Origin of the sequence: Roseovarius spongiae (genome assembly GCF_003651245.1) — a bacterium.
Taxonomy (GTDB): domain Bacteria; phylum Pseudomonadota; class Alphaproteobacteria; order Rhodobacterales; family Rhodobacteraceae; genus Roseovarius; species Roseovarius spongiae.
This window is the reverse complement of the sequence record NZ_RAPE01000004.1, coordinates 173,549-195,647: the sequence shown is the minus strand read 5'-3', so window position 1 is coordinate 195,647 and position 22,099 is coordinate 173,549. Positions and strand designations below refer to the sequence as shown.

Here is a 22,099-nt window from a genome sequence, read left to right as displayed (position 1 = left end):
GGTGGGGCGATCTTGTGAAGGGTACGAGCCAACATGACCACACGAACCGTCATCGTCATCGGCGCAGGCATCTGCGGGCTTTCCTCGGCCATCTGGCTGCGCCGCGCGGGCCATTCCGTCACGCTGATCGACCGCGACTATCCGGGCGCGGGCGCTTCGCAGGGCAATGCCGGGCTGCTTGCGGAATGGGGCATCGTGCCGATGAACACGCCCGGGATCGCGCGCGCCGGGCTGGGCTACCTGCTGTCGCGGGACGGGCCGCTCTGGTTGCAATACGCATATCTTCCCCGGCTCGTTCCGTGGCTGGCGAAGTTCGTTTCCAACAGCACCGATTCGCGCACGCGCTCCACCTCTGCCGCGCTCTACGATCTTCTGCATGACAGCGTCGACCAGCACCGCGCCCTGGCCCGTGGCACAGGCGCGGAGAAATGGATCTCCGGTAGCGATTTCGGTTTCGTCTACCGCAATCGCGCGGCGTTCGACGCGGACGCCTATGACTGGGCGCTCAAGCGCGAATCCGGGTTCATCCCCGAGGTGATCGAAGGCCCGGCAGTGCAGGAGGCCGAACCGTCGCTTGCGCCGACCCAGCAATGTCTCGCGATGCTGCGCAACCACGGGTATATCTCCAATCCGGGCGCATACATGGCCGATCTGGCGAGCGTGTTCGAGGCCGAGGGCGGCGCTTACATGCAGGCCGAGATGCGCGACGTGACGCTCACGGACGGGCGCATTTCCGAGGTCGTCACCGATCGCGGCGCGCTCAGCTGTGACGCTGTGGTCCTGTCGGCGGGCATCTGGTCCGAGCCGCTGGCGCGCAAGCTCGGGATCAGGGCGCCGCTGGTCGCTGAGCGCGGCTACCATCTGCAATTCAGCGCGTCATCGGTGAAACCCAGAACGCCGCTGATGATAACAGCCGGCAAGTTCGTGGCGACCCCCATGGCCCACGGACTGCGCTGCGCCGGCATGGTCGAGCTGGGCAACACCAAGGCGCCGCCATCGCGCGCGCCCTACGCCCTCATGCGTCGCCGCATTGCCGAGGTATTCCCAGGCCTGGAACATGAAACGGCGGAGGAATGGATGGGATTCCGCCCATCGACACCGGATTGCCTCCCACTTATCGGAGAGATCGGCGGCAGCGGCGTCATCGCGGCCTTCGGACATCAGCATATCGGCCTGACCGGCGGACCGAAGACCGGGCGCTGGGTCGCCGATATCATTTCGGGCCGGACGCGCAACGCCGACATCGCCGCCTTCGATGCGAATCGGTCCGGCTGAGCGGTCGCGCCGGGCCCAAGCCCGGCCTACGCCAGCATTGCGCGCAGACGCGCCATCCGGTCGCGAAGCTGACCCTGCAGGAACTCGTTGTTCAAGCGGCCATCCTCGCCGAATTCCTCTTGCGCCTTGGCGACAAGGATCAGCGGCCCGTGCACGACCTGCACCTGCAACTGGATCAGGTTGTTCACGGTCATGAAATGCGCCACCTCGCCGCCCGTGCGCCCGCCGGTGGCGGACATCACCACGGCGATCTTGTCCTTGAGCACGGATTGCTTCGCGCGGCTCAGCCAGTCGGTCGCGTTCTTCAGCACGCCGGACATGCCCTTGTTATACTCGGGCGCCCCGATCAGTAACGCATCGGTGTCGCGCACCTGGTCCATCAGCGTGACCACCCCCGGCGGCAGGCCCCTTGATTCGAGATCGCCGTCATAAAGCGGCAGATTCAGATCCGCCTCCACCGCTTCGGCCTCTCCGAACGCGCGCACCGCCTCGCGCAGCAGTTTCTTGTTGTAAGACGCCTGGCGAAGCGATCCGGACATGAGCAGGAGATTGGGCTTGGACATGAAATGACCTTTTGTTTTTTTCTCGCCCATTGATGTGACGCACGCGGGGCCTTTGGGCAAGGCGAAGGCGCGCACAATCCTTGTGCGCGACCCGCGCCATCAGCCGCACGCACCCCGGCCAAGAAAAAGCCCCGGTCGCGGGAACGGGCGACCGGGGCAGTTGGCCCTGACATGCGGGCGGGGGAGGAAAGTCATGTCACCAGTCGGTCGGTCCCTTGTCCATGAAGGCGTGAACCAGGAAATCAATGAAGGCGCGCACCTTGGGTTGGGTGAACCGGCCGGGCGGGTAGACGGCGTAGATGCCCTGCGTCTCGACCGGCAGGTCGGGGATCACGTCCTCGACCAGCCCCTTGGCCATCGCCTCGGCGTAGAGAAAGCTTGGTAGGTAGGCGATTCCAAGCCCCGAAATCGCGGCGTTCAACAGCGACTGACCGTCATTCACCGACAGCCCGCCGGCGGTGCGCACCTGGCGTTTCTCGCCCGAGGGCGCAGTCAGCTTCCACACGCTGCCGCCCGACTGGCTCGAATAATGCAGCAGCTTGTGCTCGTTCAGGTCGTCGATCTTCTGGGGCCGGCCGTACTTTGCGATATAGGAGGGCGCCGCGATCATCCGTTTCGTCGTCTCGGTCAGCTTGCGGGCGCGCAGGGTGCTGTCCTCGAGCTCGCCGATGCGGATCGCCATGTCGAAGCCTTCGGAAATCAGCTCCACGTAGCGGTTGTTCAGCACCATGTTGACGGTGATGTCAGGGAATTCGTCAAGAAACGTGCCCAGCACCGGGCTCAGGTGATTGACGCCGAAATCGGTCGCCACGCTGATTCGCAGAAGGCCCGAGGGATCGCTCTGCATGGAACTGACGAGCGCGTCCGCCTCACCGGCGTCGTTCAGTACGCGCAGCGCCCGGTCATAATAGGCAAGTCCGATTTCGGTCGGGCTGACGCGCCGCGTGGTGCGGTTCAAGAGCCGCGCGCCAAGCCGCGCCTCGAGCGACGAGACATGCTTGGACACGGCGGATTTAGAGATCCCCATCTTGCGCGCGGCATCGGTGAAGCCCCCCTGATCCACCACCGTGGCGAAGGCCTCCATTTCTGTCAGGCGATCCATCTGCGCATACCTCTGATTCCGTCTTGTTGGCGTGAGATATGCCGGGACAATCAGGCGCAACTGGGGCGGGGGACAGACAATATCGGGGTTTTGTGTTGGATCGTTCGTGACACAGAAATGTGAAAGCAGCTCGTGACGCCGATCAGAACAGCGATCCCTGCTCCGGCTTGTCTGTTTTTGCCTTCGGTTTCGCCCTCGGGCCGCCGCCCACGTTCAGCCGTCCGTCCGCGAATTCGATTTCGAGCGCCTGCGCGGCGGCGGCGGCCGCGCGGGTCGTCACCACATCGCCCTCGCCGCGCACCACCGCGTAGCCGCGCGCGAGCGTCGCCTTGTAGCCCAGCGTCTCGCGCAGCCGGTCGAGCGCGGTCAGCCGATCGCGCCAGCCGCGCACCTGTCGCGCCCCCGCGTCATCCAGCCGCGCGGCGGCGCGGGTCAGCTCTTCGCGCTGGCGCGCGATTCCGGTCGTCGGGGCCACCCGGGTCAGCCGCGCCGCCGCCGTCTCGAGCCGCCGCGCATCCGCCTGAAGGCCGCGCCGCAGCACGCTCGGGCGCAGGCTGCCGCTGGTTTCCGACAGCTTGACGCGGCGGATATGCACGCCCCGGATCAGCGCCGCGGGCAGACGCTCGGCCCAGAGGTCGAGCCGCTGGCGCGGACCGTCCAGCAGGCTGTCGGCGCGCGGCAGGGCGCGCGCGAGATCGCGTAGCCGCTGCCCGCGCTGCGCCACCGCGCCGCTCAGCGCGCGGGTCAGCCGCGCGTCCATCCCGTCCAGCCACGCCATCAGCTCAAGCCGCACCGGCACCGCCAGTTCGGCGGCGGCGGTCGGCGTAGGCGCGCGCCGGTCGGCGGCGTGGTCGATCAGCGTGGTGTCGGTTTCATGCCCCACGGCGGAAATCAGCGGAATCGCCGACTCCGCCGCCGCGCGCACGACGATTTCTTCGTTGAAGCCCCACAAATCCTCGATCGACCCGCCGCCGCGCGCGACGATGATGAGGTCGGGCCGCGGCAACGCCCCTCCCGGAGTAAGCGCGTTGAAGCCCCGGATCGCGCGCGCGACCTCGGGCGCGCAGTTTGCGCCCTGCACCGCGACGGGCCAGATCAGCACCTTCCGCGGAAACCGCTCGCGCAGGCGGTGAAGGATATCGCGGATCACCGCGCCCGAAGGCGACGTGACGACGCCGATGATTTCGGGCAGGTAGGGCAGACGCCGCTTGCGCTCGGGCGCGAAGAGCCCCTCGGCGGCCAGCGCCGCCTTGCGCTTTTCCAGCATCGCCATCAGCGCGCCGGCGCCGGCGACGGCGACCTCCTCGACGTTCATGTTATATTTCGATTGCTGCCCGAAGGCGGTCAGCCGCCCGGTGACGATGACCTCCAACCCTTCTTCGGGAATGACGGAGAGCCGCGCCAACTGCCCCTTCCAGGTGGTGCAGGCCAGCACGTTGCGGTCGTCTTTGACGTCATAATAGAGGTGGCCCGAGCGGGCCTTGAACACGCGGCCCACCTCGCCGCGCACGCGCACGCGCCCGAAGGCGCCTTCCAGCGTGCGCTTCACCTCCCCGGAGATTTCCGAGACGGTGTATTCGGGGATGTTCCGCCCCGGAACGGGGTCGTCGATGAGATCGGACATGACCGCATGATTGCCCCATCCCGGCGCGGAAGCAAAGGGGGTCAGGCCGCGCGGTCGCGGTGTTTCCCTTCGCTGATCTCCTCGATCAGCTTGGCGCTGAACGCCTCGAGATCGCCGGGGTTGCGGCTCGTCACCAGCCCCTGATCGACGACCACTTCCTCATCGCGCCAGTTGCCGCCGGCGTTCTCGACGTCCGTGCGAACCGAATGGTAGGAGGTCAGCTCGCGCCCCTCGACGATTTCGGCCTCGATCAGCAGCCATGCTGCGTGGCATATGGCGCCGATGGGTTTCTTCGCCTCCCAGAAGGAGCGCACGAAGCGCACCGCGTCCTCATCAACGCGCAGCAGGTCGGGATTGATCTGCCCGCCGGGCAGCACCAGCGCGTCGTAGTCGGCGGATTTCACTGCGTCGAGCGTGTGGTCCACGTTGACCTTATCGCCCCAGTCGTCTTCGTCCCAGCCGCGGATCTCGCTGCCGCCGGGCGCGATGACATGGACCTCGGCCCCGGCATTGCGCAGCGCGTCGCGGGGATGCTCCAGCTCGGACTGCTCAAAGCCGTTGGTGGCGAGGATGGCGATCTTCTTGTTGGAAATGTCAGGCATCGAACTTTCCTTTCCATTGTTTTCCGGTGTGTCACTTGGGATCCAACGCGGCCCGCGCGGCCATGTTCCTGCGGCTGCACGTCTTGCGCGCGGAATTGCCGGCCCCTATGAGAAGCACCGGGGCCGCTGGCGGTCCCTGGGCGCAAGGAGAGCGGCATGAATATCCTGATCCTCGGCGGCGGCGGACGTGAACACGCGCTTGCATGGGCGGTGTTGCAGAACCCGAAATGCGACCGCCTGATCGTCGCGCCCGGCAACGCGGGCATCAGCGGCATCGCGGAATGCGCCGCGCTCGACATCATGGATGCGGGGCGGGTCGCGGCCTTTGCCGAGGAGGAATCCATCGACCTGGTGATCGTCGGCCCCGAGGCGCCGCTGGCCGCCGGCGTGGCCGACCGGCTGCGCGATGCGGGCGTGCTGACCTTCGGCCCCTCGGCGGCGGCGGCGCGGCTCGAGGCGTCCAAGAGCTTCACCAAGGAAATCTGCGACGCCGCCGGGGCCCCGACCGCCGCCTACGGGCACTTCACCGACGCAGCTTCGGCGAAGGAATATGTGCAGACAAAAGGCGCTCCCATCGTGGTCAAGGCGGACGGCCTTGCCGCGGGCAAGGGCGTCATCATCGCCGAGAGCGTGGCCGAGGCCCACGCCGCCATCGACGACATGTTCGCCGGTGAGTTCGGACAGGCTGGGGCCGAGCTGGTGATCGAGGAGTTCATGACCGGCGAAGAGGCTTCGCTCTTCGTGCTCTGCGACGGCGAGACGGTGCTGCCCATCGGCGGCGCCCAGGATCACAAGCGCGTGGGCGAGGGTGATACCGGCCCCAACACCGGGGGCATGGGCGCCTATTCCCCCGCGCCGGTGCTGACGCCGGAGATCGAGGCCCGCGCGATGGACGAGATCGTCCGCCCCACCGTGGCCGAGATGGCGCGCCGCGGCACACCCTTCAGGGGCGTGCTCTATGCCGGGCTGATGATCGAGGCGGGCCGCGCGCGGCTGGTGGAATACAACGTGCGCTTCGGCGATCCGGAATGCCAGGTGCTGATGATGCGCCTCGGCGCGCAGGCGCTCGACCTCATGCACGCCGCCGCGGAAGGGCGGCTGGGGAACTGCCCGGTCAACTGGGCCGACGATCACGCGCTGACCGTGGTGATGGCCGCGAAGGGCTATCCCGGCGATTACGCCAAGGGCAGCGTGATCCGCGGGCTCGACGCCTGCCCGGAAAACAGCACGCAGATGGTGTTTCACGCCGGCACCGCGCGCGCAGACGGCCAGATGGTGGCCAGCGGCGGGCGCGTCCTCAACGTGACGGCGCGTGGGGCGACGTTGAAGGAGGCGGCCGAGCGCGCCTACGCGATGGTGGACCGCATCGACTGGCCCGAAGGCTTCTGCCGCCGCGACATCGGCTGGCGGGCGTTGTGAGCGACGGCCGCGCCGCCGCCCCCGGCCGTGCCCGGGATCACCCAGCGATTTGATGTCCCGGTAAAGGAGACAGTCTGTCCCGTTGCGTCACCCGCAAACGGCGCGTCAGATCTGCTTTTCGGGCATCTGCACCACGAGGCCGTCGAGAGCGTCCGTCACCTTGAGCTGGCAGGTCAGGCGCGAGCGTTCGGGGTCAGGTTCAAACGCGAAGTCGAGCATGTCCTCTTCCATGTCGTCCTTCTGCGGCAGCTTGTCCACCCATTGCGGGGCGACGTAGACATGGCAGGTCGAGCAGGCGCAGGCGCCGCCGCAATCGGCCTCGATTCCCGGAATGTTGTTGTCGCGCGCGCCTTCCATCACCGTCATGCCGTTGGGCACCTCGACGACATGCTCCGTGCCGTTATGCTCGATATAGGTGATCTTCGCCATGGTCGCGGCTCCTCTCGCTGCATTTCTCGGCCAACCTGATAGTGAACCTGCCCGTGGCAGACCAGCGCAATCTGCGCCATTTCGCGCAAAGAATGGCGGCGATCCTTCGCCAACTGGCCCGGTTTCACGGCCTTGGCGGTCGCGCGCCTTTCACAGCCCCGGGAAAGCGTCTAACGTCCGGGGCCTGAGACCGCACCGGGGCGACGCGCAGATGATCCGACAAATTCCACCGCTGCTGATGGCGGCGAGCCTGCTCGGGGCGTGCGACGCCGCGTCGCCCGACGCCGGAGAGCCGGACCTCCTGCCGAGCGCGGCCGAGGCGCCGCCCGGCGCCGCACCGGGCACCTGCTGGGGCAAGGCGGTCACCCCCGCGGTAATCGAGACCGTGACCGATCATGTGATGCTGCAACCCGCAGAGGTGCTGGAGGACGGCACGGTCGTCAAACCGGCGGCCTACCGGACCGAGACGCGGCAAGCCATCGTACAGGACCGCAGGGTGACATGGTTCGAAACCCCTTGCGCCGCCGACCGGACGCCCGAATTCGTGGCCTCGCTGCAACGCGCGCTGCGGGCGCGCGGGCTTTACCGCGGGACGATCACCGGCGAGATGGACGCGCCCACCCGCGCCGCGGTGCGCCGCTACCAGGCGCCCGAGGGGCTCGACAGCGGGGTCCTGTCGCTGTCCTCGGCGCGTCGGCTGGGGTTGGTGGCGGTCGAGCGGCCGTCGGAATAGGCCCACGGCCAAATCTCTTCCCAGAAGAGATTTGCCAAGACTTTTCAGGGAAAAGTCTTCAGCGTCCGGCCTCGGCGCGCAGGATGGTGCGCGCCACGCGCAGCCCGATCTCGCGGCTGGCCTTCAGCGAAGGGTGGATCATGTCGGCGCCGTGGTAGCTGCGATCGCCATTCGGCACCAGGTCGGCGATCGAGACGAAATAGACCCCGTCGAGATGCCCCGCCAGCCGAGCGATGCGGCGTTCGAGTTCATCCCCGTCGTCACGGCAATGCTCGATCGGCGAGCCGACGCCGGGGCTGCGCAGGTAGCCGACCCAGGCGACCTTCGCGCCGGTCTTGCGCAGTTTCACCACCAGCTTGGCGATCTCCCCGCCGGTGCCGGCCGTGTTGATCAGTTGGTCCATCCGGCGATGGCACCGGGTGCAGCCGCAACCCATCCACAAATCGTTGCCGCCGCCGTTGACCACCACCCAGTCCCAGTCGCCCGTGCGATACTGCCGCCCGATATTGAGCCCCAGCACCGCGCCGGAGATCGGCAGCCGGTAGATGATTCGCGCGCCTATCATCGACTGGTCCGTCACGCGGGCCTCTAGCGCGCCGGCGAGCGCATTGCTCACCGCGCGGCCCGAGAGCCGGTGCGCGGCGAGCATCGAATCGCCGATCACGAGGATACGCCGGGGCGCCTCGGCGGCGGCGGCGTCGGGCGCGCCGGGGGTTATGGCCAGGGTTGCGGCCAACAGGAATCCGAGGATCAATTTTTGCATGCGCACGACTCACCAGTCCGGTAGCGCCCCCACCGCCGGTGTGGGGAAATTTAACCGCACGACCCCCGGTCATGCAACCGCGGATCGCTGCGCCGGATGCGTCGCACCTGAAATTTCAGGCGATGCCGCCGTCGATCAGCCGCTGCGCCAGCGCGGCGTAGGCCTCGGCCATCGGCCCGTTTCCGGCGGCGACAGGCGTGCCCGCGTCCCCCGCGAGCCGCATCTCGAGGTCGATGGGCAGCGCGCCGAGGAAGGGCAGGTCGAGCCTTTTCGCCTCCGCCTGCACGCCGCCATGCCCGAAGATATGCGCCTCGTGCCCGCATTCGGGACAGACATAGGTGCTCATGTTCTCGATCAGGCCGAGCACCGGCGTCTTGAGCGTGTTGAACATGTCCATCGCCTTGCGCGCGTCCAGCAGCGACACGTCCTGCGGGGTGGAGACGACGATGGCGCCCGTGGGTTCGGCCTTCTGGCAGAGCGTGAGCTGCACGTCGCCCGTGCCCGGCGGCAGATCGACGATCAGGACGTCGAGCTCGCCCCAGTTGACCTGTGAGATCATCTGTTGCAGCGCCCCCATCAGCATCGGCCCGCGCCAGACCACGGCCTTGTCCGGGTCGAGCATCAGGCCGATGGACATCATGGTGACGCCATGCGCGTGCAGCGGTTCGATAATCTTGCCGTCAGGGCTGGCGGGGCGCTTGTTCACGCCCATCATGCGCGGCTGGCTGGGGCCGTAGATGTCGGCGTCGAGCAGACCGACGCGGCGCCCCGCGCCCGCCAGCGCCACGGCGAGGTTCGAGGACACCGTGGATTTGCCCACGCCGCCCTTGCCCGAGCCGATGGCGAGAATGGATTTCACGCTGGCGGGTTTCAGGCTGGCCTGCGTCGGCTTGGGGTGGCCGCCGATCCTGAGGCTGGGCGGCTCTTTCGTTTCGCCGCCGGCGGCGGGCGGCGCCTTGGCCGCAGGGCCGTGCGCGGTGAGCGCGGCGCTCACCTTCTCCACCCCGGCCAGTGCGGAAACGGCGCGTTCGGCGGCGGCGCGCAGCGGCTCCATCCGGCGGGCGATTTCGGGGTTGGGGGCTTCGATCACGAAGCGGACATGCCCGCCCTCTACGCTGAGCGCGCGCACCATGTCGCGCGACATCAGATCGCCCCCGTCCGGCAGGTCCAGTTCCGCCAGCCGGGCCTCTACCTGCGCGCGGGTCACACTCATGGCCGATCTCCTCTTGCTATTGCCGCAATAGGTGACGGTTTTTCCCCAAGGGGACAAGGGGCGACCCTGTCGCACCCGTAAACCCGTTTGTTCGCCTTACCTTAGGTCAGTTTCACTTATGCAATTGCCGCATAGCGGCATTGAGCCGCAGGGGGATTGTGCAAGTGCAGCATTCGGCTATCTAGGGGGCACAAGCGAACACGACGAGCGGCCGCCCCGATGGCTGGCCCCGCAAGATGAAAGAGGTAGACCGATGATTATCGCATCCAATGCCCTGATCCGGCGCTCCGGCCATGCAAATGGCGCAGCCGCACTGATCGGCAATGTCGCACAGGCCGTGGCGCGCCGCCGCGCCTACAGGAAAACCGTCAACGAACTGTCGCAGCTTACCGCGCGCGAGCTGGCCGATCTCGGCCTGTCGCGCGGCAACATCCGCGCGACGGCGTATGACAGCGTCTACGGAACACGCCAAGAGGCGTAACGCGATCGGGTGTCCCGCTCCTCCTCCCCAGGGGCATCCGACATGGCTGCGGCCCCGCTCCTCCTCCTAGGGGTCGCAGCCCTAACGATCCGGGCCGACATGGCCCGACCCTACACCACCCGCTCGCTCCTCCCCTGAGCCGGTGGCGATTGAACGGCGGCGCCTCTCCTCCCTTGGCGTCGCCGTTTTTTTATTGGGGGTGAAAGACGAAAGACGCGTTCTCAGTTTTCGTAACGGCCTCTACGCGAGCAGCTTCACACCGATCTCACGCCACGCCGGCGCGCAGCGCGTCGTGGATATGCACGAGGCCCAGCAGCGCGTCGTCTTCGTCGACCACGAAAAGGGCGGAGATCTTGTTGGCGTTCATCACGCCCAGCGCCTCGGACAGCAGCGCGTCGGGGCGGGTGGTGCGGGGGCCGCGGGTGGCGACCTCGCCGGCCTCGCGCTCCATCAGATGGGCGAGATTGCGGCGCAGATCGCCGTCGGTGATGACGCCGGTGAGCTTGCCGCACTCGACGATGGCGGCGACGCCAAAGCCCTTGGCGGTCATCTCGATCAGCGTTTCGCCCATGCCGGTATTCTCGCGCACGACCGGCAGTTCGTGGCCCGCATGCATCACTGCGCTCACGGTCAGGAGCTGCGCGCCGAGCGTGCCGCCGGGATGGAAGGCGAGGAAGTTCTCGCGCTCGAAGCCGCGCAACTTCATCAGCGCCACCGCCAGCGCATCGCCCAGCGCCATCGTGCAGGTGGTGCTGGTGGTGGGCGCCATGCCGATGCCGCAGGCCTCGGGCGCGTCGGGCAGTTGCAACAGGTGATCGGCCTGTCCCGCCAGCGTGCTGCCCGCGTTGCGTGTGATCCCGACGAGCGGAATCGAAAAGCGCCGCGTATGGGCGATGATATCGGCCAGTTCGCGCGTCTCGCCCGAGTTCGAGATCAGGATCACCGCGTCCTCGGGCGTGACCATGCCGAGGTCTCCGTGGCTCGCCTCGCCGGGATGCACCGCCTGCGCGGGCGTACCGGTGCTGGCCATCGTGGCGGCGATCTTGTGCGCCACATGGCCCGATTTGCCCATGCCCGAGACGATCACGCGCCCCTTGACGCCCAGCAGAAGCTCTACCACCGCGTCGAACCCGTCCGGCAGCGCGTCGCGCATCGCCAAGAGCGCGTCCGCCTCAATGCCCAGCACGTCGCGCGCGATCTCGGTGGGGGTGGGCTGTCGGGTCATGCGCGTCCTCCGGGGTGATTGCGTGTGGTGATACAGCGCCGCTGCGCGCGGGGAAAGCCCCCGGGGTTGGGCGCCAGGCGGCCCTGCGCGGCTCCCGATGGCGATCGCATGGTTACGGGGAAGAAAATTTCGAGAATTTTTTCGGATAAGGTTATTCGGCGAATAATCTTGCCCGGCCGCGACCGTTGACTCGAAACCGGCCCTGACGCACAAGGTTGCACAAAAATCGGCGTGAGGGCAGTGCATGAAAATCGCGATGATCGGAACCGGTTATGTCGGCCTCGTCTCCGGCGTGTGCTTTTCCGACTTCGGACATGACGTGGTCTGCGTCGACCGTGATCCGGCCAAGATCGAGATGCTCGAACGTGGCGAGGTGCCGATCTTCGAACCGGGGCTCGACACGCTCATGGCCAGGAACGTGGAGGCCGGGCGGCTCTCGTTCACCACCGATCTGCAAGCGGCGGTCGACGGGGCCGAGGCGGTGTTCATCGCCGTGGGCACGCCCACGCGGCGCGGCGACGGGCATGCGGACCTGACCTACGTGATGGCCGCCGCCGAGGAGATCGCGAAGGCGGCGACCGATTACGTGGTGATCGTGACCAAGTCCACCGTGCCCGTCGGGACCAACCGGCTGGTGAAACAGGTCGTGAAAAAGGCGCGGCCCGACCTGGATTTTGACGTGGCGAGCAACCCCGAGTTCCTGCGCGAAGGCGCGGCGATCGACGATTTCATGAAGCCCGACCGGGTCGTCGTCGGCGTGCAGTCCGAGCGCGCGGGCGAGGTGATGGAAGAGATCTACCGCCCGCTGTATCTGCGCGATTTCCCGATCCTGACGACCGATCTGGAGTCCGCGGAGATGATCAAGTACGCCGCCAACGCGTTCCTGGCGACCAAGATCACCTTCATCAACGAAATCGCCGCCCTTTGCGAACGCACCGGCGCGGACGTGAAGCGGGTGAGCCACGGGATCGGCCTTGACGGGCGGATCGGCAACAAGTTCCTGCACGCGGGTCCGGGCTATGGCGGAAGCTGTTTCCCCAAGGACACCAAGGCCCTGGCGCGGATCGGGCAGGACCACGGCCTGCCCATGCAGATCACCGAGAAGGTCGTCAGCGTCAACGAGGAGGTCAAGCGCCGCATGACCGACAAGCTGCTCGACCTCTGCGACGGCAGCTTCAACGGCAAGACGGTCGCGGTTCTCGGCGTCACGTTCAAACCTAACACCGACGACATGCGCGACGCGCCCAGCCTGACCATCGTGCCCGCGCTGGTGGGCGGCGGGGCCAAGGTGCGCGTGGTCGACCCGCAGGGCAAACGCGAGGGCGAGGCGCTGCTGCCCGGCGTCAGCTGGCTCGACGATCCCTACAAGGCGGCGAACAACGCCGACCTGATCGTTCTGCTGACCGAGTGGAACGAGTTTCGCGCGCTTGATCTGAAACGCATCGCCAAAAAGATGGCCCATCCCCGCATGGCCGATTTGCGCAACATCTATTCGCCGAAGGACGCGCGCCGCGCGGGGTTCGAGGCCTATGAACCTGTGGGCCGCAAGGGGTTCATGCCTGACGCGAAGACCTGAGCGAAGGGGGCCCGGATCGGCGACGCGCCGCTCGGCATTCCGCCTCTCGACACTGTCGCGGCCCCGGCCTAACGTCCGGCCATGACGGACGCCGACATCCTTGACAGCCGCTATTCCTGGCTGCGTCTCGCCATATCGTTGCTGATCGCGACGGTGGGCAATGTCGGCATGTGGGCGATCGTCATCGTCATGCCTGCGGTGCAGGCCGAATTCGGGCTGGACCGGGCCGAGGCGTCGCTACCCTACACCATGCTGATGGTGGGTTACGCGCTGGGCAACCTGCTGATCGGGCGGATGGTGGACCGGTTCGGCGTCACCCTCGCATTGTCGGGAACGGCGGCGCTGATCGCGGTCAGCATGGCGCTCGCGGCGGCCACCCCTTCGGCGACCGTGCTGTCGCTTCTGCATGTCGCGATCGGTCTTGGCACGGCGGCGAATTTTGGCCCGCTCATCGCCGACGTGTCGCATTGGTTCCTCAAGCGGCGCGGCATCGCCGTGGCGATCACCGCCAGCGGCAACTACCTGTCCGGCGCGATCTGGCCCTTGATCCTGAGCAACGTGCTGGCGGACGATGGCTGGCGCGCGGTTTACCTGCTGCTGGCGGTCGCTATTCCGGCGGCGGTGATTCCGCTGTCGCTGCTGCTGCGCCGGCGGGTGCCCGAGGCGGCGACGCTGCGCTCGGACGCGATTTCGCGCGAGCGCGCCGGCAGCGCGGGGATGAGCCCGCGCACGCTGCAATATCTGCTGGCGCTGGCCGGAATCGGCTGCTGCATGGCGATGGCGATGCCGCAGGTGCATATCGTGGCGCTCTGCGTTGATCTGGGCTTCGGCGCGATGGTCGGCGGGCAGATGCTGTCGCTGATGCTGCTGGGCGGGGTTGTGTCGCGGCTCACGTCGGGGCTGCTAGCCGACTGGCTTGGCGGGGTGCGCACGCTGCTGATCGGCTCTGCGCTGCAGTGCGTTGCGCTGTTCTTCTACCTGCCCTTCGACGGGCTGGTGTCGCTTTACGTGGTCTCGGCCATCTTCGGGCTGGCGCAGGGCGGGATCGTCCCGAGCTACGCGGTGGTGGTGCGAGAATACATGCCCGGCCGCGAGGCGGGCCGCCAGGTCGGTTTCGTGATGATGTCGACGGTGCTTGGCATGGCGCTGGGCGGCTGGATGTCGGGCTGGATCTACGACATCACCGGCAGCTATCAGGCGGCGTTCCTGAACGGCATCGCGTGGAACTTCCTCAATATCGCGATTATCCTGACGATCCTGCTGCGCACCCGCCACCCGCGCGCGCCCAGACCCGCGCTTGCCTGAACCGGATCGTTTCGCGCGCCGGACACCCGGGCGGAGTTGACAGCCCGCACCCCCCGCGCGCACGATCACGGTACCATACCGTTGGGGGCATGCGTGCAGACGCCAGGCTATTACCGACCGGAAACGATGACCGAGGCGCTGGACATCCTTGCCCGCGGCCCGGTCACGCTCGCCGCGGGCTGCACGGACCTCTTCGCCGCGACCGGCGCGCGCGCGCTGCCGGGACCGGTTCTGGACATCACCGGGGTTGATGCGCTGCGCTGCGCGACGCGGGACGCGGACGGCGTGCATATCGGGGCCGCAACGACATGGAGCGACCTTGTCGCGGCCGACCTGCCCCCCGCCTTCGACATGCTGAAACAGGCGGCGGTCGAGGTCGGATCTCTTCAGATACAGAACGCCGCCACGCTGGCGGGCAATATCTGCAACGCCTCCCCTGCCGCCGACGGAGCGCCCTGTCTGCTGGCGCTTGACGCTGAGGTGGAACTTGCCTCCGCATCGGGGGCGCGCCGGATGCCGCTGGCGGCGTTCGTGACCGGCCCGCGTCAAACCGCGCTCGCCCCCGGCGAGATGGTGACGGGCCTGCACGTTCCCGCGGACGCGACGCGCGGCATATCCCGCTTCGAGAAGCTGGGCGCGCGGCGGTACCTGGTGATTTCCATCGCGATGGTCGCCGCGCGGCTGGTGATCGAGCAGGGGCGCATCGCCGGGGCCGCGATCGCCGTGGGCGCGTGCAGCGCGGTCGCGGTGCGGCTGACGGCGCTGGAGGCGGCGCTGATCGGCGCGCCCGCGGATGCGCGCCTTGCGGCTGTCGTCACGGACGCCCTGATACGCCCCGCACTTGCCCCCATCGACGATATCCGCGCCGACGCCGCCTATCGCATGGACGCGGCCGCCGAACTGGTGCGCCGCGCGCTGGCCGAATTGGTGGCCGGGTCATGAACCGCGCGCTGACCACGCTCACGCTCAGCGTCAACGGCGCCGCCCATGCGCTGCCGGTTGCCCCCGGTCGGCGGCTGTCCGAAGTGCTGCGCGAGGATCTCGGCCTGCGCGGAACCAAGGTCGGCTGCGACGCGGGCGATTGCGGAGCCTGCACCGTGTTGCTCGACGGGGCGCCGGTCTGCGCGTGCCTCACGCCGGTGGCGCAGGTGGCGGGGCGCGCGGTCACCACGATCGAGGCGACGCGGGAACCGGACGCCTTGCAGCGCGCCTTCCTGCGGCATGGCGCTGCGCAATGCGGGATCTGCACGCCGGGGATGCTGATGACCGCGCGGGCGCTGCTGGCGCGCAATCCGCATCCCACGCGCGCCGAGGCGGCGGCGGCGCTGGGCGGCGTGCTCTGCCGCTGCACCGGCTATACGCGGATCATCGACGCGGTCTGCGACGTGAACGGCGACGACGCGCCAGCGCCCGCCGGCGCGGTGGGCGCGGTGGGCGCGCCCCTCCCGCGGCTCGACGGGCTACCCAAGGTCACGGGGGCCGAGGTGTTCGGCGCGGATCACTGCCCCGAAGGTGCGTTTCTGGTCCGGGCGATCCGCGCGCCAGACGCACCCGTATGGTTTACCTTCGGCGATCTGGCCGGTTGGGCCGCACGAGAGGGCGTACAGGTCTTTACCGCCGCCGACATTCCCGGCGAGAACCGCTTTGGCGTCATTCCCTCCTTTGCCGATCAACCCGCGCTCGCAGAACGCCACGCCCGCCTGCGCGGCGAGGCCGTGGCGCTGGTGGCGGGCGAGGCAAGCGTGATCGAATCGCTCGACCTCGACCGCTTTCCGGTGGAGTGGGCGTTGATGTCCGAATGCGATGTGCACGCCCCGCGCCCCGACAACCTGCTGATAATCGGCAGGGTGCGGCGCGGTGATGCGGACGCTGCGCTGGAAAGCGCCGCTCACGTGGTCGAGGGCAGCGCCGAAACCCCTTACATAGAGCACGCCTATATTGAGCCCGAGGCCGGCGCGGCGTGGATGGAGGGCGACACGCTCGTCATTCAGGCTTGCACGCAGGCGCCGGTCATGGATCGGGACTCGACGGCAGCCGTGCTGGGGCTGCCGCGCGAGCGGGTTCGCATCATCCCGGCTGCGGCCGGTGGCGGGTTCGGTTCCAAGCTCGACCTGTCGCTGCAACCGCTGATCGGGCTGGTGACGCTGAGCACCGGGCGGCCCGCGCGGATGATCTACTCCCGCGGTGAGAGCATGGCCTCGACCACCAAGCGGCACCCGGCGAAGATGCGCGCCGCCATCGGCGCGGATGAGACGGGCCGCATCACCGGAATGCGTTTTCAGGGCGCGTTCAATACGGGAGCGTATGCAAGCTGGGGGCCGACCGTCGCGGGGCGCGTGCCTGTCCATGCGTCTGGGCCGTATTTCATTCCGCACTACCACGCCGAGGCCGATGCGCGGCACAGTCATTCCGCCATATCCGGCGCGTTTCGCGGCTTTGGCGTGCCACAGGCGGCGATCCTTCAGGAAACGCTGTTCGACGATCTCGCGCAGCAATGCGGCATCGACCGGCTGAAGTTTCGCCGGCTCAACGCGCTGCAAAGCGGGCAGGCCACCGTTTGCGGGCAGGAAGTGCAGGGCGTCGGGATCTCCGCCTGTCTCGATGCGCTCACCCGTCCGTGGGCCGACGCGCTGGCGCGCGCCGAGGCCGCCAATGCCGGGGGCGGCGCGTGGCGGCATGGCGTCGGGGTCGCGTCCTGCTGGTATGGCTGCGGCAACACCGGGTTACCGAACCCGTCGACCATCCGCGTCGGGATCACCCCCGAGGGCGCGCTGCGGTTGCACCAGGGCGCGACCGATATCGGGCAGGGCAGCAATACCGTCATCACCCAGATCTGCGCCGAGGCGCTGGGGCTGCCGGTGGATCAGTTCAGTCTGATCGGCCCCGATACCGCGCTGACGCCCGATTGCGGCAAGACCTCGGCCTCGCGCCAGACCTACGTGACCGGCAAGGCGGCGTTGCAGGCGGGCGCGGCGCTACGCGCTGCGATCCTGACCCTTGGAAACATGGGGCCGGACGCGCGGATCACGCTTGCAGGCAGCACGCTTTTGATGCGCGACGGCGCGGGCGAGCGCAGGGTCGACCTGCGCGACATCGCACCGGACGCCAATGGATACGCCATCGCCGCCGAAGAGACCTATGACCCACCCACCACGCCGCTCGACGCCGACGGGCAGGGCATCCCATACGCGGTCTATGGTTACGGCGCGCAGATCGCCGAGGTGGCGGTCGACGCGACGCTCGGCACGGTGAAGGTCACCCGCATGACGGCGGCGCATGACCTGGGCCGCGTCATCAACCCGCAACTGGCCGAGGGGCAGGTGCAGGGCGGCATCGCCCAAGGGCTCGGCATGGCGCTGATGGAAGAGTTCATTCCCGGGCGCACCGAGAACCTGCACGACTACCTGATCCCGACCACCGGCGACATGCCCTTGATCGAGACCATCTTCATCGAGGAGCCGGACCCCGAAGGGCCGCTTGGCGCGAAGGGGCTGGGCGAGCATGTGCTGATCCCCACCGCGCCCGCGATCCTGAACGCCATCCGCCACGCCACGGGCGCGCGCATCACCACCCTGCCCGCGCTTCCACACCGCGTGCTGGCGGCTATCCGGGCGGCGCGATGAGCAACGACAAGATCAGATGCGACGCCTGTCCGGTCATGTGCTACATCGCGCCCGGCAGGCTTGGCGCGTGCGACCGCTACGGCAATGTGGAGGGTCGGATCGTGCGCACCGACCCGCTTACCCTACTGGACCGTAGGGTTGCGGCGGGCGACGACCTCAAGCCGTTCCTGACCGCCAATTGGGACGGAGAGCGCGTGCGCGATGCGGACGTCTTCGTCAGCGGCGTCGGGTCCGGCACGACCTACCCGGATTACAAGCCCGCGCCATTCATCGTAAGCCGCGAGGTCGCGGGCGCGGATTTCGTCACCGTCGTGACCGAGGCGATCTTTTCCTACTGCGGGGTCAAGGTGAAGATCGACACCGACCGCCATCTTGGCGAAGAGCGCGCCATCGTGCGCGCAGAGGGCGAGGCGATCGGCCATGTCACGACCGCCGAATACGGCAGCCCGATGCTATCGCTCGGCGGGGTTGAGCACCTCACCGGCGGGTCCAAGCCCGAGGGGCGCGTGACCTGCGACGCGCTCCTGCGGCTCTGCAACGGCGAGGCAGTGGAGCTGACCATAGACGACGGCGCGACCGTCACGGTGCAGGCCGGCGCCGCGCCCGTCGTGGACGGCGTGCGCGAGGAACGGATGCGCGTCGGCTGCGGCTCGGCCACGATCGGGATGTTCGCATCGCAATGGCAGGGCTTGGTCGACGAGGTGGTCGTGGTGGACGACCACATTACCGGCGTGGTGAGCGAACACCAGGCGGGCAAGGTGCTTGGCTGGGCCGACACGGGTATCCGCATCAAGGGGCGGCGCTCGACCCCTGGGCGCTATTTCCAGGTGGCCGAGCCGGGGCGCGGCTGGGGCGGCACGGACATTGATGACCCGCTCGACATCCTGAACCCCTGGCTTGCGAAAAAGGGCGCGCGGCCCGGTCTCACGCTTCTGATGGTTTCCACCACGGGCGAGCATCACGGATATTACGTGCTCGATGACGAGCTGCAGCCGCGGCCCGAACCCTTGCCCGAGGCGTTGCAGGCGTCGGTGGATCTGATCGCCGAGAACTGCGAACCCGCGCTCTGCACGGTGATGTTCCAGGCCGGCGCGGGGGGATCGCTGCGCTCGGGCGTGACGCGCAATCCGGTGCGGCTGACCCGCTCGGTGCAGGGCGGGGCGACGCGCGTGACCTGCGGCGGCGCGCCCGCATATGTCTGGCCCGGCGGCGGGATCACGATCATGGTGGACGTCTCGACCATGCCAGAGGGGTCGTTCGGCTACGTCCCCACCCCCGCGCTGGTGGCGCCGCTGGAATTCACCCTGCCGCGCGCCGAGTATCGCGCCCTGGGCGGGCATGACGCTGCGGTGCGCAGCGTGGCGGACATCATCGAGAAGGGCGGCGAATACGGCAGCGACCTGCGCACGGTGCGCGCGAAGGACCGGCGATGAGCGGCGCGCAGATCACCGCGCTGCCCGGTGGGCGGCTGCACCTGCATCACGGGCCGATCGACATGATCGTCGGCGTCACGGGTCCGGGCCGCGCCGAGGGGCTGCGCCGCGCGGCCGCGCGGTTCGACACGCTGCTGACGGAGCTGGCGGCGGAATTGCCGCGCCTGCGCGCGCCGGCAGGTCCGACGCCCAATGGACGGGTCGCGCGGGCCATGGTGAAGGCGACCGCGCCGTTCAACGAATTCATCACCCCGATGGCCGCCGTCGCCGGGGCCGGGGCCGACGCGGTGCTGGCAGCGCTGGTCGGCGCGGGCGGGATCGACACCGCCTATGTCAACAATGGCGGGGACGGCGCGCTTCACGTCGGGCCGGGGCAGAGCCTGACCGCCGCGATCGCCATGCAACCGCCCGCACGGGCGCGGATCGGCTTTGATGACCCGGCGCGCGGGGTCGCCACCTCCGGCTGGCGCGGGCGCAGCCAGTCTCTGGGAATCGCGGAGTCGGTGACGGTGCTTGCGCGCAACGCCGCGATGGCCGACGCCGCGGCCACTCTGATCGCCAACGCCGTGGACCTGCCGGGACATCCAGCGATCCGGCGGCGCCCAGCCCGCGAGGTTTTCGAGGACAGCGACCTTGGCGCGCGGCTGGTGACGGTGGATGTCGGTCCGCTCACCCCGGTCGAAGTCGCCGCCGCACTCGCGCGCGGCCTGCGTCAGGCCGAAGCCTTCCGCGCCCGCGGTCTGATCTGCGCCGCGGCGCTGTCGCTGGGGGGCGAGACGCGGCTGCTCGACCTGCCCCGATTGATCCCGGAACCCGAGCCGGCCCAAGCCTGACTTCACCCCGCGCAACACGATCCTCTACGTCGCGGACATCCACGACCACCGCACCGCCGCCGCGCAGACAAGGCCCGCGGGCGAGCACGGTCTTTGCCGAGGCGACCCGGCGCGCAGGCGTGTTGTGCGACCGAGGCGAAGTGCGGATCATTGCGGAAACCGGTGGCGGAGCACGGCCAAACTGCTACCTATCTTGGCGCCGCCACCGAGAACACGAAGGACAAACATGGCCGATATCCTGAAACGCGCGATCATTCCCGTCACCGCCGCCGTCCTTTCGGTTCTTGCGCTGGTGCTGGGCGTCGCGGTCCATGCCGGCTGGTTCTGGCTGCTGTTGGCGACGCTGCCGGTGGCCATGCTGGGAATCGCGGATTATTATCAGCGCACCTGGGTGATCACCCGCAACTACCCGGTTGCCGGGCGCATCCGCTGGCTGTTCTACCTGCTGCGCCCCTATCTGCGCCGCTATATCGTCGAGGACGACCTGAACGGCACGCCGTTCTCCTTCGACGCGCGCGGCCTCGTGCATGCCCGCGCCCGCGGCGAGACGGATACGCAGCCCTTCGGCACCGAGCGCGACACCAACGACGCGACCTATCACTGGGTGATGCATTCGATCGCCGCGACGGAGAACCCCGATCCCGCGCCGCGCGTCGAGGTCGGCAACGATCAGACGAAGCAGCCTTATTCCGCCTCGGTGCTGAACATCTCGGCGATGAGTTTCGGCTCGCTCAGCGCGAACGCGATCAAGGCGCTGAACATCGGGGCGAAAAAGGGCGGATTCTATCACGACACCGGAGAAGGCGGATTGAGCGAACACCACCTGGCGCACGGCGGCGACCTCGTGTGGGAACTAGGCAGCGGCTATTTCGGCGCGCGCGACCGCGACGGACGCTTCGATGCGGACGCCTTTGCGGACGGCGCGCAGCACGATGCGGTCAGGATGACCGAGATCAAGCTGAGCCAGGGCGCCAAGCCGGGCCATGGCGGCCTTCTGCCCGGCGCCAAGGTGACCGAGGAAATCGCCCGCGTACGCAAGATACCCGCGCACGAGGACTGCCTGTCGCCACGCAGCCACAGCGCGTTCTCGACGCCGGTCGGGATGCTGGAATTCGCCGCGAAGATGCGTGACCTGTCAGGGGGCAAGCCGGTGGGGATCAAGCTCTGCATCGGACAACCCTACGAGGTCTTCGCGATCATGAAGGCGATCATGAAGACCGGGATCATCCCCGAATTCATCGTCGTCGACGGCGGCGAGGGCGGCACCGGCGCGGCGCCGGTAGAACTGTCCGACTGGGTCGGCATGCCGCTGACCGAGGGGCTGATCCTGATGCGCAACGCGCTGGTCGGGTGCGGGCTCAAGGACCGGATCCGCCTGGTCGGCAGCGGCAAGGTCTACTCCGGCATGGGGCTCGCGCGAAACATCGCCATCGGGGCCGACTGGTGCAACGCGGCGCGGGCCTTCATGTTCTCGATCGGCTGCATCCAGGCGCAACGCTGCCATCTGGGCACCTGCCCCACCGGCGTGACGACGCAGAACGCCAGCCGCCAGCGCGGCCTTATCCCCGAGGTGCAGGGCGCCCGCGCCGCGCGATTCCAGGCCAAGACGATCGATGCGCTGGTCGACATGGTGGCGAGCGCCGGGCTCACCCATCCAAACGAGATCGGCCCGCACCACCTGATGCACCGCGCCGGCCCCGAAAACGCCAGCACGCTGGATCGGCTGCATCCGTTCCTGCCGCGCGGCGTGCTGCTCGAGGCGCCGCAGGAAACGATCTACGCCGACTGGTGGGCCGCGGCGCAGGCCGACAGTTTCGATCCGGCGACCGACCTGATGGAAATGCGGTCCTGCTCGACCCGGCAAGCGGGCGATTGATCCCAGCCCGCACGCCCGTCGCGC

The 22,099-nt window shown here is 68.2% G+C and carries 19 protein-coding genes; 11 read left to right on the top strand and 8 right to left on the bottom strand.

From position 1 onward, the window contains the following. Positions 1-33 precede the first annotated feature (33 nt). Positions 34-1,275, top strand: coding sequence for an NAD(P)/FAD-dependent oxidoreductase (locus D6850_RS14500; RefSeq protein ID WP_121168246.1), 1,242 nt, complete (start codon positions 34-36; stop codon positions 1,273-1,275). A gap of 26 nt (positions 1,276-1,301) precedes the next feature. On the opposite strand, the gene D6850_RS14495 is transcribed toward D6850_RS14500, so the two are convergent. From D6850_RS14495 to D6850_RS14480, 4 genes are all read right to left on the bottom strand, one after another. Next, complete coding sequence (locus D6850_RS14495; RefSeq protein WP_121168244.1) at positions 1,302-1,838, bottom strand: NADPH-dependent FMN reductase; 537 nt, start codon at positions 1,836-1,838, stop codon at positions 1,302-1,304. Positions 1,839-2,034: 196 nt separating this feature from the next. After that, entirely contained in the window at positions 2,035-2,940 is a 906-nt protein-coding gene (locus D6850_RS14490) for a LysR family transcriptional regulator (RefSeq protein WP_121168235.1), read from the bottom strand. 142 nt (positions 2,941-3,082) lie between these two features. Beyond that, positions 3,083-4,564 carry an exodeoxyribonuclease VII large subunit gene (xseA, locus tag D6850_RS14485; protein ID WP_121168233.1) on the bottom strand — a complete coding sequence of 494 codons (1,482 nt, stop codon included), beginning with the start codon at positions 4,562-4,564 and terminating at the stop codon, positions 3,083-3,085. A gap of 41 nt (positions 4,565-4,605) precedes the next feature. Continuing rightward, on the bottom strand, positions 4,606-5,166 hold the full coding sequence (locus tag D6850_RS14480; protein WP_121168231.1) for a type 1 glutamine amidotransferase domain-containing protein: 561 nt from the start codon (positions 5,164-5,166) through the stop codon (positions 4,606-4,608). A gap of 156 nt (positions 5,167-5,322) precedes the next feature. Here D6850_RS14480 and purD point away from each other — a divergent pair, with 156 nt between their 5' ends. Continuing rightward, complete coding sequence (gene purD / locus D6850_RS14475; RefSeq protein WP_121168229.1) at positions 5,323-6,585, top strand: phosphoribosylamine--glycine ligase; 1,263 nt, start codon at positions 5,323-5,325, stop codon at positions 6,583-6,585. A gap of 105 nt (positions 6,586-6,690) precedes the next feature. Here the strand turns inward: purD and D6850_RS14470 are convergent, their stop codons facing one another. After that, positions 6,691-7,014, bottom strand: a complete 324-nt coding sequence (locus D6850_RS14470; protein WP_121168227.1) for a 2Fe-2S iron-sulfur cluster-binding protein — start codon at positions 7,012-7,014, stop codon at positions 6,691-6,693. Between the two features lie 211 nt (positions 7,015-7,225). On the opposite strand from D6850_RS14470, the gene D6850_RS14465 reads away from it, so the two are divergent. Continuing rightward, on the top strand, positions 7,226-7,747 hold the full coding sequence (locus D6850_RS14465) for a peptidoglycan-binding domain-containing protein (protein ID WP_245964198.1): 522 nt from the start codon (positions 7,226-7,228) through the stop codon (positions 7,745-7,747). A gap of 58 nt (positions 7,748-7,805) precedes the next feature. On the opposite strand, the gene D6850_RS14460 is transcribed toward D6850_RS14465, so the two are convergent. Together D6850_RS14460 and D6850_RS14455 are read right to left on the bottom strand one after the other, a co-directional pair. Continuing rightward, complete coding sequence (locus D6850_RS14460) at positions 7,806-8,510, bottom strand: SGNH/GDSL hydrolase family protein (protein ID WP_121168225.1); 705 nt, start codon at positions 8,508-8,510, stop codon at positions 7,806-7,808. Between the two features lie 115 nt (positions 8,511-8,625). After that, positions 8,626-9,723, bottom strand: coding sequence for an Mrp/NBP35 family ATP-binding protein (locus tag D6850_RS14455; protein ID WP_121168223.1), 1,098 nt, complete (start codon positions 9,721-9,723; stop codon positions 8,626-8,628). Between the two features lie 253 nt (positions 9,724-9,976). Here D6850_RS14455 and D6850_RS14450 point away from each other — a divergent pair, with 253 nt between their 5' ends. Continuing rightward, positions 9,977-10,204, top strand: coding sequence for a DUF1127 domain-containing protein (locus tag D6850_RS14450; protein WP_121168221.1), 228 nt, complete (start codon positions 9,977-9,979; stop codon positions 10,202-10,204). Positions 10,205-10,469: 265 nt separating this feature from the next. On the opposite strand, the gene D6850_RS14445 is transcribed toward D6850_RS14450, so the two are convergent. Then, entirely contained in the window at positions 10,470-11,429 is a 960-nt protein-coding gene (locus D6850_RS14445) for a KpsF/GutQ family sugar-phosphate isomerase (protein ID WP_121168219.1), read from the bottom strand. A 244-nt stretch (positions 11,430-11,673) separates the two neighbouring features. On the opposite strand from D6850_RS14445, the gene D6850_RS14440 reads away from it, so the two are divergent. From D6850_RS14440 to D6850_RS14410, 7 genes are all read left to right on the top strand, one after another. Further along, the gene (locus D6850_RS14440) at positions 11,674-13,005 is read left to right on the top strand and encodes a UDP-glucose dehydrogenase family protein (protein WP_121168217.1); all 1,332 of its coding nucleotides are present in this window, start codon (positions 11,674-11,676) and stop codon (positions 13,003-13,005) included. A gap of 81 nt (positions 13,006-13,086) precedes the next feature. Beyond that, positions 13,087-14,310 carry an MFS transporter gene (locus D6850_RS14435; RefSeq protein ID WP_121168215.1) on the top strand — a complete coding sequence of 408 codons (1,224 nt, stop codon included), beginning with the start codon at positions 13,087-13,089 and terminating at the stop codon, positions 14,308-14,310. Between the two features lie 93 nt (positions 14,311-14,403). Further along, positions 14,404-15,252 carry an FAD binding domain-containing protein gene (locus tag D6850_RS14430; RefSeq protein ID WP_281272597.1) on the top strand — a complete coding sequence of 283 codons (849 nt, stop codon included), beginning with the start codon at positions 14,404-14,406 and terminating at the stop codon, positions 15,250-15,252. Continuing rightward, complete coding sequence (locus D6850_RS14425) at positions 15,249-17,933, top strand: molybdopterin-dependent oxidoreductase (protein ID WP_121168211.1); 2,685 nt, start codon at positions 15,249-15,251, stop codon at positions 17,931-17,933. Before D6850_RS14430 ends, D6850_RS14425 begins: the two co-directional genes overlap by 4 nt. Next, positions 17,930-19,366: a 6-hydroxynicotinate reductase gene (locus D6850_RS14420; RefSeq protein ID WP_121168209.1), complete on the top strand. Its 1,437-nt coding sequence runs from the start codon at positions 17,930-17,932 to the stop codon at positions 19,364-19,366. Before D6850_RS14425 ends, D6850_RS14420 begins: the two co-directional genes overlap by 4 nt. Continuing rightward, on the top strand, positions 19,363-20,199 hold the full coding sequence (locus tag D6850_RS14415; RefSeq protein ID WP_121168207.1) for a UPF0280 family protein: 837 nt from the start codon (positions 19,363-19,365) through the stop codon (positions 20,197-20,199). The genes D6850_RS14420 and D6850_RS14415 overlap by 4 nt, the downstream gene beginning before the upstream one ends. 226 nt (positions 20,200-20,425) lie before the next feature. Continuing rightward, complete coding sequence (locus D6850_RS14410) at positions 20,426-22,075, top strand: FMN-binding glutamate synthase family protein (protein WP_121168205.1); 1,650 nt, start codon at positions 20,426-20,428, stop codon at positions 22,073-22,075. Positions 22,076-22,099: the final 24 nt, after the last annotated feature.